Consider the following 8,782-nt stretch of genomic DNA (forward strand, 5'->3'; position numbering starts at 1 on the left):
CAGCAAAATCTAACTCTTCAATCTTGTTGAAGCTTACTCTTGCAATAAAGTTTTCCTGATCAAAAGTAAATAAATAACCTGGACTTTGCTTCCTAATATAAACTGTTTTATTATTATGTGGATGAGTAAATTGACACGAATCTAGTTCTATCAAATGATTGTTCTTCCATTGTCCCTCTATATATCCATTTTCACCAAATGACTTCCTTGTTCCCTTATTTTCATTAAAGCTACTTTGGCCAACTTTTTTAGATTTGCCGTCTTTCCAAGTATGCTGCTTAAAATGTGATACAGTAGGAATAGATTCCAGGTCAGAATCACTTTCACAAGATATAGAAGATCTCTCAACCTTATCACTAGCATCACAGTACTCCTCATCAGAGGAATTAGCTGAAAAAGACAGCAAATTCTGACTTACCTGCTGACTATTAGAATTTCCTACGTGCATAATACCCCCTATAAAGAATTATCAATATTCTTAATTTAAGATATTTTATTTTTTGAAAAGAGGCAAGAAAAATTTTATATGTCGATAAATAAGGTTCTCAAAACACGGTGTTTTTTTCCAAAATTTGTTGATTGAGTTATGGTGGTTGAAATAGCAAACCAATTAAGTTGCTTCGTCCAGCGCTCTCTTTTAGTTAATTATTGTTTTTTCCTTATAAAAATTTAGCTTACCTTTTACATCTAAATAGCTAACAAAATTCGGCCTTTTATAGATGAGTAACCCTCTAGGAATTATCTTCTTGAATTCTATGATATTATTTTTTGTAACATTGTTATACATATCATGATAAGGGGGCTGGCGAAGGGTGTCAAGGAAGTTTTTCGTTTCATCCAATGCGCTGCCAAAAGTTTGTTATGCAAGAGATCCCATAAATTGGGTGTCATAATAACTACACCCACATTAATTTTGGTGTACGTGACCTTGAAAGATCGTGATTCAATACTTAAATTATTAGGGTAGTAGGCAAATAATGGAGCTCAAAATGCATAATGTACAAGAAACTGAAAATTTAAAATTTGACGCTGAGGTAGGGAAAGTACTGAATATAGTGATTCATTCACTTTACACCAATAAAGACATTTTTCTGCGTGAATTAATATCAAATGCATCAGATGCATGTGATAAGTTGCGCTATGAATCTCAACTAAACCCTAATTTGCTAGATTTGAGTGACGAATTAAAAATCACTATCAGCTCCAATAAAGATAAGAACAAGCTATATATCACTGATAATGGCATTGGAATGAATAGACAGGATTTAATAGACAATCTTGGTACAATTGCAAGCTCTGGTACGCAAAAGTTCTTGGATGCGATTAAGAATAGCAAGGATTCAAGCCAAACTGTGGAGCTGATTGGGAAGTTTGGTGTTGGTTTTTACTCAAGCTTTATGGTTGCATCAGAAGTAATAGTAGAATCGAGAAAAGCTGGAGAAGAGGAGTCTTGGATCTGGCAATCCAAAGGAGATGGGGAATATTCAATCAGCAAGTCAGATAATCAAGTCCCTCGCGGAACCAAAATTACGCTCATTATGCATCCTGAAGAAAACGAGTTTTTAGATAAATTTCGTGTTGAAAATATTGTCACTACTTACTCTGATCACATAAATTTTCCTGTTGAATTTATAGACGAAGAAGGAAAAAGTGAAAAGTTAAACAGTAAGGCTGCAATTTGGACTAAGCCAAAAAATGACGTTACTCAAGAGGAGCACAACGATTTTTTCCGCAGTGTTGCTCACGTTGGCGGGGAGCCCTGGATGATATTGCATAATAAAAATGAAGGTGCAATAGAATATACAAATTTGCTTTATGTTCCTTCTATAAAACCTTTTGATTTATTCCATCCAGATAGACGTTGCTCTGTGAAGTTATATGTAAATAAAGTATTTATCACTGAAGATACCGTACAGATTATACCACAATACTTGCGTTTTCTGAAAGGCGTGGTTGATTCACCGGACTTGCCTCTTAATATCAGCAGAGAAACGCTGCAGAATAATCGTGTTGTTGAGCAGATCAGAAAATCTCTCACTAAGCGTGTGATATCAGAGCTCGGTAAAAAAGCAAAAGAGAATTTAGAGGAATATACAAAATTCTGGACCAATTTTGGTGCAGTTTTAAAGGAAGGTCTTTGCGAAGCTATGCCAACTGATGAGAGAGAAGCACTACTCTCAATTTGCAGATTTCATAGTACTGGTGATGAGAAATTAGTCAGCATTGATGACTATATAAGCAGAATGAAGCCTGAGCAGGAGCATATCTATTATCTCACCGGAAATAGCCTCGATTCAGTGAAAAACAGTCCGCAATTTGAGGGGTTCGTCAGTAAAGGGCTGGAGGTTCTTCTGTTCGTTGATCCAGTGGATGATTTCTGGACTAGTGTAATTCATGAATATAAAGATCAAAAGTTTAAGTCTGTGACTCGCGCTGATGTTGATTTGGAAAAATTCTCTTCAGAAGAAGATAAGAAAAATGAAGAAAACAAATCGAATGAAGAAAAAACTGAGGAAACTATATTGCAATATTTTACCACAGTGCTTGGAGATTCAGTAAAAAGCGTAAAAATTTCCAAAAAATTGACTGATAGTCCCGTATGCCTAGCGGTTGATGAAGGTGCTATGGATCTTCGCATGGAGCGTTTTTTGCGTGAACAAAAGCAGCTAAATTACCGCACGCCAAAGGTGCTTGAAATTAACACTAAGCATCCTGTAATAAAGAGTATAATGAAATCTTATGCTGAAAGTGGTGAAAACCCAACATTGGAGGACATGGTTCACTTATTGTTTTACCAAGCTTGCATCGTGGAAGGCGAAGAGATGGATGACGCGAGCAGCTTTGCTAAGAGACTGAATAATTTGCTTGGCAAGATTTCTGTTTAATGCTATACTTAGCTTAGCTTAGCTGCTAGTTAGGAGGTAAAACATGTTTGGTTCCAATTTTAGAGACTTTGTATCACAAGATACAACTTCACAGGGCCAATCAAATTCTGAAAGATTAATCAAAAGTTGGCATGGTTTTGAAAAACCAGATTCTGAAGATTCAGGTATTGAAGAAGAGTTTGAAGTTTTAGATAGCGAAAGTCAAGAGATATCAGCTACTCCATGTAGCACACCCCCTGAAGATCTAAGTTTAGAGAATGCAATACTTGCAAACTTTCCTGATGGTTGTGATAGGTCGTTTACTGTAGAGTTAAAAGATGAAGATTCATATGGTATCATTCCTAAAAACTTAACTTTTGCTGAGATTATAAATATCTTAAATCAAGCTATACAAGAAGATAATTGTGAAGAATTAGACAAGGTTGTACAAAATATTGAAGATTATGAAGGCAGGTCTATTACGCTGGATAATGAAAATCTCAAAGATTTCTGTTCAAATCAACTTAATTTGGAGTTACAAAACGGAAGCAACCATCAACATATATATTCAAATGTACTATCACAATATAAATTTGATCAAGAGGGTTTCAAGTATGATTATTCAGTAAAAGAATTGGTACTATTGGCAATTGCAGCTAATGACAAGCTAGTAGAGCAATATCAGGATTTTCTTTTTGCTGAAGGAAATTTAAGTCTTTTACCTCTCCTTGTTGGTGGTCAAAAATATATTGAAGCTTTTATAGAAAAATTCCATGGTACCGATGGAGTTTATGGAAGATTAAAAGATCAAACTATACAACTTGTCGAACCTAATAAGATTGGTTTTTTCTCAGTTATAGCATTAAGAAAAGAGCAAGAATTATTAAATGCAGTTTTTGTCGAATACGTTTTAAGAGATTTTGGACAGGTGTTAAAAACAAGTAATCCTGATTCTTTGTATGGTGTGCTTGAAACAGCGTCTCTGATCAAAAATGAAGAATTCATCACGATAGTGCTGGGTGCATTTGAAAGATATATTAATAAGCTAACTAAAAAAGCCTCAACAGAAGAGTTATTAAAAAAGAGTTTTGTTACTTTATTAGAAACTGCGATAAGCCAGGAACACACATCTGTCATTGAATACCTGTGCAAACGATACACTAATAGTGCAGATCATGCCATTTACGATGTATATGAACAAGCATTTGCGGATGATAAAGTTATTACAATACTAGGGCAACAAATCCTGAAAAACATAGGAGTTCGTGGCAGAAAAGAAATTTATGATTTAATTCTGAAAACTGCATTGGATGCTGGTAATATTGCATTTATCGAGCACTTGTGTGAAAAATGTGCTAAATGCAGCAATGATGTTATCGGCTATCTCAATCAAAAATTTAAAAATAACGAGTTTGATGAAATATATGAATCAATTCTGATTGCATTGTCTAATGTTGAATACACAAACACAGACGTTATAGTCGAGGTGCTTTTTTACACTAAAGAAATTCATCAAAACGTATCACATAATGAGCAAGTGATTAGGCCGATCATACAGAATATACTGAAAAATGCAACACACTACTCAATAGGCCAAGAAGATTACTCCTTAGTCAAGGAAGTATGTTACTTATACACAGAAGAGGGTGCAATTAACGTAATTTTTCAAGAGGAGTGTAAGATTTTTAAATCTAGCATAGAAAAGCGCATAGAAGATCTGGAAAAGGAAAACAAATTATTGCAATCTGAAGCTTTACGTGAATATAACAGCCGTCTTCCAGGTGTTGTAAATGGATTAGTTCAGACTGCTTGCATAGTGTATGATGAATACACTAAAGATCCAAAAGACAATAAACGTCAAAAGAATATTGATCTAATATTCAGTTTAATGCAAATTAGAAATATTCTGCAATTTTCTATTGATGTGCAAAAATATTCCTGTCATGAACGTCAAGATTTGTGGGATGAAATGTGCCAAACTCCTGGAACTTTTATAAAACGATCTAAAGAAGAAAAAAAGAAAAATGAACAAGAAAAAGAAGTGCAATTTAGAGAACTATATGTTGGTAAAAATGATGGCTCAAAGGTAATCACTGAAGTTGATAGTAGTAAGAGGAAACAAGCTCCTGTCCAACCTGCTGGATATGTAGAACAAGCGGGTGGTCTAGGTTCTTCGAATGATGATAATCCTTTAGATAATGGCACAAATGGTGAGAAGAATTCTACGTTTAAAACTGATGAACAAGATACAAAACCAGCACCAATACTAGAACCAGTGCCTTCAGTAGCTAACGAAAACTCTGGACAAGTGAATAATGTTCAAAGTAATGGTAGACAGTCTGATAATCAAAACAATAAAGATATACAAGATGTTAGCGCTACTATAAGTGATCAGGTAACTCCTGTGAGTAGTGATACTGAAAACAATAAAGTGGAAAAAAGTGGTGTGAGTTTACAAAGCAGCGGCTATGTGGACAATAGCACAGTATTATCCTTTGTGGATAGAGAGCATGTTATTCATGTTGATGCGCAGGTTTCATGGGATGTGAGTTGTCTGGTTGAAACTATTAGTGAAGATACTGATGAAGTTGCAAGTAATCAAAATGGTGTACTTTTGCTGGAAGCTCAACCTATGGTACAGAGTTATGATTCAAGTGAAAAAGGTAATACTAATTTGCAAAGTGCAGGTGATAGTAGTGTAGGTGTAGTGTCAAAGAATGGTAGTGATCAACTACCTGCCGATAATCTAGAGCAGAATAGCAAAGGGGTGGATGATAGTAGTGTGTCTGTGCAGTCTATAGGTATGGTGATAAGTCAATCTAATAGTGCTTCCACTATAACTCTGGATGATCACAAGCCTCTCATGAAAGATATAGAAAATGATAATGATCCAAGTGAAGAAGATAATGATTCTCCACAGAATATCAAAAAAAGCACATTGTCTACTATAGTTGTTTCAACACTAGTCGTGGCTGCAGTAGCTTCGATAGCTATCTTTGTTTACTTAGAAATGTTAGCAGTGGGGATAGCAGTTGGAGCTTGTTGTCTGGTTGCCGCTGCAATTATATACTGCTGTACACCTAAAAGCCAAGTTGAAAACAGCGAGGTTGAAAAACCTTTCAACACGGGGAAAGTACCTACTGCCGTACATGTATAATAAATATAGTAGTCTATCGTTTAATAATTTATTATAATTATGTTAATTATCGGTAAATAAGGACTTGGTAAACTACAAAGAAATATTCTTGAATAAAATAAAAGATATAAAAGATGAGGGGCGCTACCGTGAATTTACGCACTTTGCGTCATTACCAGGTAGGCTCCCCCACATTATGGACTATGAAAGAAATAGGGAAGTAATAGTCTGGTGCAGTAATAACTATTTGGGAATGTCACAAAATGAGAGTGTAATTGCCGCTATCCAAAATTCATCTGTTGGTGCTGGAGGAACAAGAAATATATCTGGTACAACAAAAGAGGTTGTTGAACTTGAAAAATCCTTAGCTTGTTTGCATAAAAAAGAGGCTGCTTTAACTTTTGCTTGTGGCTACCTCGCTAACCAGACAACACTTAGCACTTTATCGTCTGTTATTCCGGGCGTAGTAATTTTTTCAGACGAGAAGAACCATTCTTCGATGATAGAAGGCATAAAATCAGGAAAAAGGCCAAAACATATATTTAAACACAATGATGTTAATCATCTAGAGCAGTTACTCAAGTCTATAGACAAAAAGACACCAAAAATAATAGCACTTGAATCCGTATATTCAATGGATGGCGATATAGCGCCGCTTAAAGCAATATGCGATCTTGCAGATCAACATAATGCAATTACCTATTTGGATGAGGTGCACGCAGTTGGCATGTATGGTTCACATGGTGGCGGAATTGCAGAAAGAGAAGGCCTGATGGATAGAATAACCGTTATTCAAGGTACACTATCAAAGGCTTTTGGAGTGATGGGTGGGTATATAGCGTCTTCAAAGAGCTTGGTAGATGTAATAAGAAGTTCCGCTCCAGGATTTATTTTTACCACTGCTATGTCGCCTGTTTTAGCAGCGGCAGCAAAGGCAAGCGTTGAGCACCTAAAATCGAGCAACATTGAAAGGGAAAAGCAAAAGCAAGTCGTTGAAAAAGTAAAAAACTCACTGAGAAATGCAGGAATTAACTTCATTCCAACAGAAACTCATATAATTCCAATAATAATTGGCAACTCAGAGTTATCTAAAAAAGCATCAAAATTATTATTTGATGAGTATGGAATATATGTTCAACATATAAATTACCCGACAGTTCCAAGAGGAACTGAGCGTTTCCGTATTACCCCTACACCTTATCATACCGATGAAATGATAGAGCATTTAACAGAATCTCTTGTAAAAGTTTTCGAAAAGTTGTCTATCTCTGTAGCCTGTTTATGCTATAGCTAGTACAGCCCTACGTCATACCGCGATTTATTCGCGGTATCTCAGCATGGATTCCGCTAACAAGTAGCGGAATGACGAGTTTTACGCTTATCAAATTGTAGGTAAACATAAATTACTTTAGCTATAGTTTTATATCTCCAGCAATGATTAGCCCGTTGTCTTCCGTTAGCCTTCCACCGCTTTCTTGCAGAAAAAGTCTACCGAGCAAGGCTTTATATTTGTTAACTCTAGAGTAAACTATTCCTCTGTGCCTTCCTGCCGCAAGGTATGCAAAGCCTAAAATTGTTGAACCGATGGAGCATACACTACTATTGCCAGGCAACAATTTATTTAACAAATTACCACTTACATCTATTAGACCCCCTTCACGGCTTTTCACCCGCATTTTTATATGACGAGATCTAAAGTCCTCAAGAAAAGCACCTTTCTTTTCTTCTGCCCAAAAAGTTTCTCTAAGAGCCGGAGCATCAATTACAGCCGCCACAACTTTATTTTTATGAATGAGACAGACTGATACTGCAAAATAAACCATACAACTGGAAAAGTTCTCCCTGCCCTCTATAGGCATAATAAACCAGGTATAAGTGTCATCTTTTACTTCTTGATCAGTATCATCTTCGGAAATAAACCCATAGTCTCGTTTGTAGTCGTGCAAGCAATCGTATATGGTTTGCTTGGATTTTGAATAAGTTTTATTGATAAAGTCTGCTGATTTAACATTAGAGATTTGTAATTCATTAAAATCGCGCATAAGCTGCCTGGAAGCACTACGCACAGAATCAAGCATCACATTAATTCGTGGTGATGAGAGGGACATTCTTCCTTTTACTCTTTCACTCTTTCATAATAGCTGTCACCTGGAGTATATACTACAATTTTATCCTCTTCTTTTATAAATTGAGGCACGTTAACGCGCATTCCGTTTTCCAAAATTGCAGGCTTATAAGAAGCAGTAGCAGTTTGTCCTTTAATAACAGACTCTGTTTCTTTCACAGCAAGTGTAACATAATCAGGCACATGCGCAGAAATTATTTTGTCTTGATAAGCTACAACTTTAATTTTCATGTTATCCTGTAAATAAATTTTTTTTTCTCCCAATAAGTCCAAATTTATAGTGATTTGCTCGTAATTACTTGGATGCATAAGATTTACAATGTTTCCTTCAGTGAAAAGGTAAACATATTCCTCTTCATCTAAAATTGCCCTTCTGATTGTTGCATCAGAACGAAATCTTTCATAGTGTTTTGCTCCGGTTTTGATGTTTTTCATTTCGGCTTGTATGTATGCACCACCTTTACCAGGTTGAGTATGCATAATACCTACAACCAAAAATAATCCGCCGTTATGTTCCAACACCTGACCTGGTCTGATATCGTTAGCTCTTTCTGCCATAATTACATTTTCAATTTGATCTTATAATTATAAATAGCTTTATATAAATATCAAAGTCTTTATTAGTCAATAAATTCTGGTATATTTAATACTATATAC

6 protein-coding genes are annotated in these 8,782 nt (G+C 35.6%); 3 read left to right on the forward strand and 3 right to left on the reverse strand.

What is annotated here, in order from left to right; translation table 11 throughout:
- Nucleotides 1-448 (reverse strand): hypothetical protein (locus tag ACIPNH_RS01815; RefSeq protein WP_400771350.1); only part of this gene is annotated, 448 nt, incomplete at its 3' end.
- Nucleotides 449-989: 541 nt separating this feature from the next.
- Here ACIPNH_RS01815 and htpG point away from each other — a divergent pair.
- From htpG to hemA, 3 genes are all read left to right on the forward strand, one after another.
- Nucleotides 990-2,885, forward strand: a complete 1,896-nt coding sequence (htpG, locus tag ACIPNH_RS01820) for a molecular chaperone HtpG (RefSeq protein WP_400771362.1) — start codon at nt 990-992, stop codon at nt 2,883-2,885.
- A gap of 43 nt (nt 2,886-2,928) precedes the next feature.
- Nucleotides 2,929-6,021 carry a host RNA manipulator TomO gene (locus ACIPNH_RS01825; RefSeq protein WP_400771352.1) on the forward strand — a complete coding sequence of 1,031 codons (3,093 nt, stop codon included), beginning with the start codon at nt 2,929-2,931 and terminating at the stop codon, nt 6,019-6,021.
- A gap of 64 nt (nt 6,022-6,085) precedes the next feature.
- Nucleotides 6,086-7,294, forward strand: coding sequence for a 5-aminolevulinate synthase (hemA, locus tag ACIPNH_RS01830; RefSeq protein WP_400771355.1), 1,209 nt, complete (start codon nt 6,086-6,088; stop codon nt 7,292-7,294).
- Nucleotides 7,295-7,412: 118 nt separating this feature from the next.
- Here the strand turns inward: hemA and ACIPNH_RS01835 are convergent, their stop codons facing one another.
- Nucleotides 7,413-8,108, reverse strand: a complete 696-nt coding sequence (locus ACIPNH_RS01835) for an inositol monophosphatase family protein (RefSeq protein WP_400771357.1) — start codon at nt 8,106-8,108, stop codon at nt 7,413-7,415.
- A gap of 8 nt (nt 8,109-8,116) precedes the next feature.
- Nucleotides 8,117-8,683 (reverse strand): elongation factor P, encoded by a 567-nt coding sequence (gene efp, locus ACIPNH_RS01840; protein WP_006279719.1) that lies wholly within the window; start codon nt 8,681-8,683, stop codon nt 8,117-8,119.
- Between the last annotated feature and the right edge of the window lie 99 nt (nt 8,684-8,782).

It is taken from the genome of Wolbachia endosymbiont of Drosophila barbarae (genome assembly GCF_044752445.1).
In the GTDB taxonomy this organism is placed as follows: domain Bacteria; phylum Pseudomonadota; class Alphaproteobacteria; order Rickettsiales; family Anaplasmataceae; genus Wolbachia; species Wolbachia pipientis.

Excerpts from the sequence above, each read along its gene's own strand:
- efp (WP_006279719.1), bottom strand. The coding sequence starts at position 8,683 with ATGGCAGAAAGAGCTAACGATATCAGACCAGGTCAGGTGTTGGAACAT.
- ACIPNH_RS01825 (WP_400771352.1), top strand. The coding sequence starts at position 2,929 with ATGTTTGGTTCCAATTTTAGAGACTTTGTATCACAAGATACAACTTCA.
- htpG (WP_400771362.1), top strand. The coding sequence starts at position 990 with ATGCATAATGTACAAGAAACTGAAAATTTAAAATTTGACGCTGAGGTA.
- ACIPNH_RS01835 (WP_400771357.1), bottom strand. The coding sequence starts at position 8,108 with ATGTCCCTCTCATCACCACGAATTAATGTGATGCTTGATTCTGTGCGT.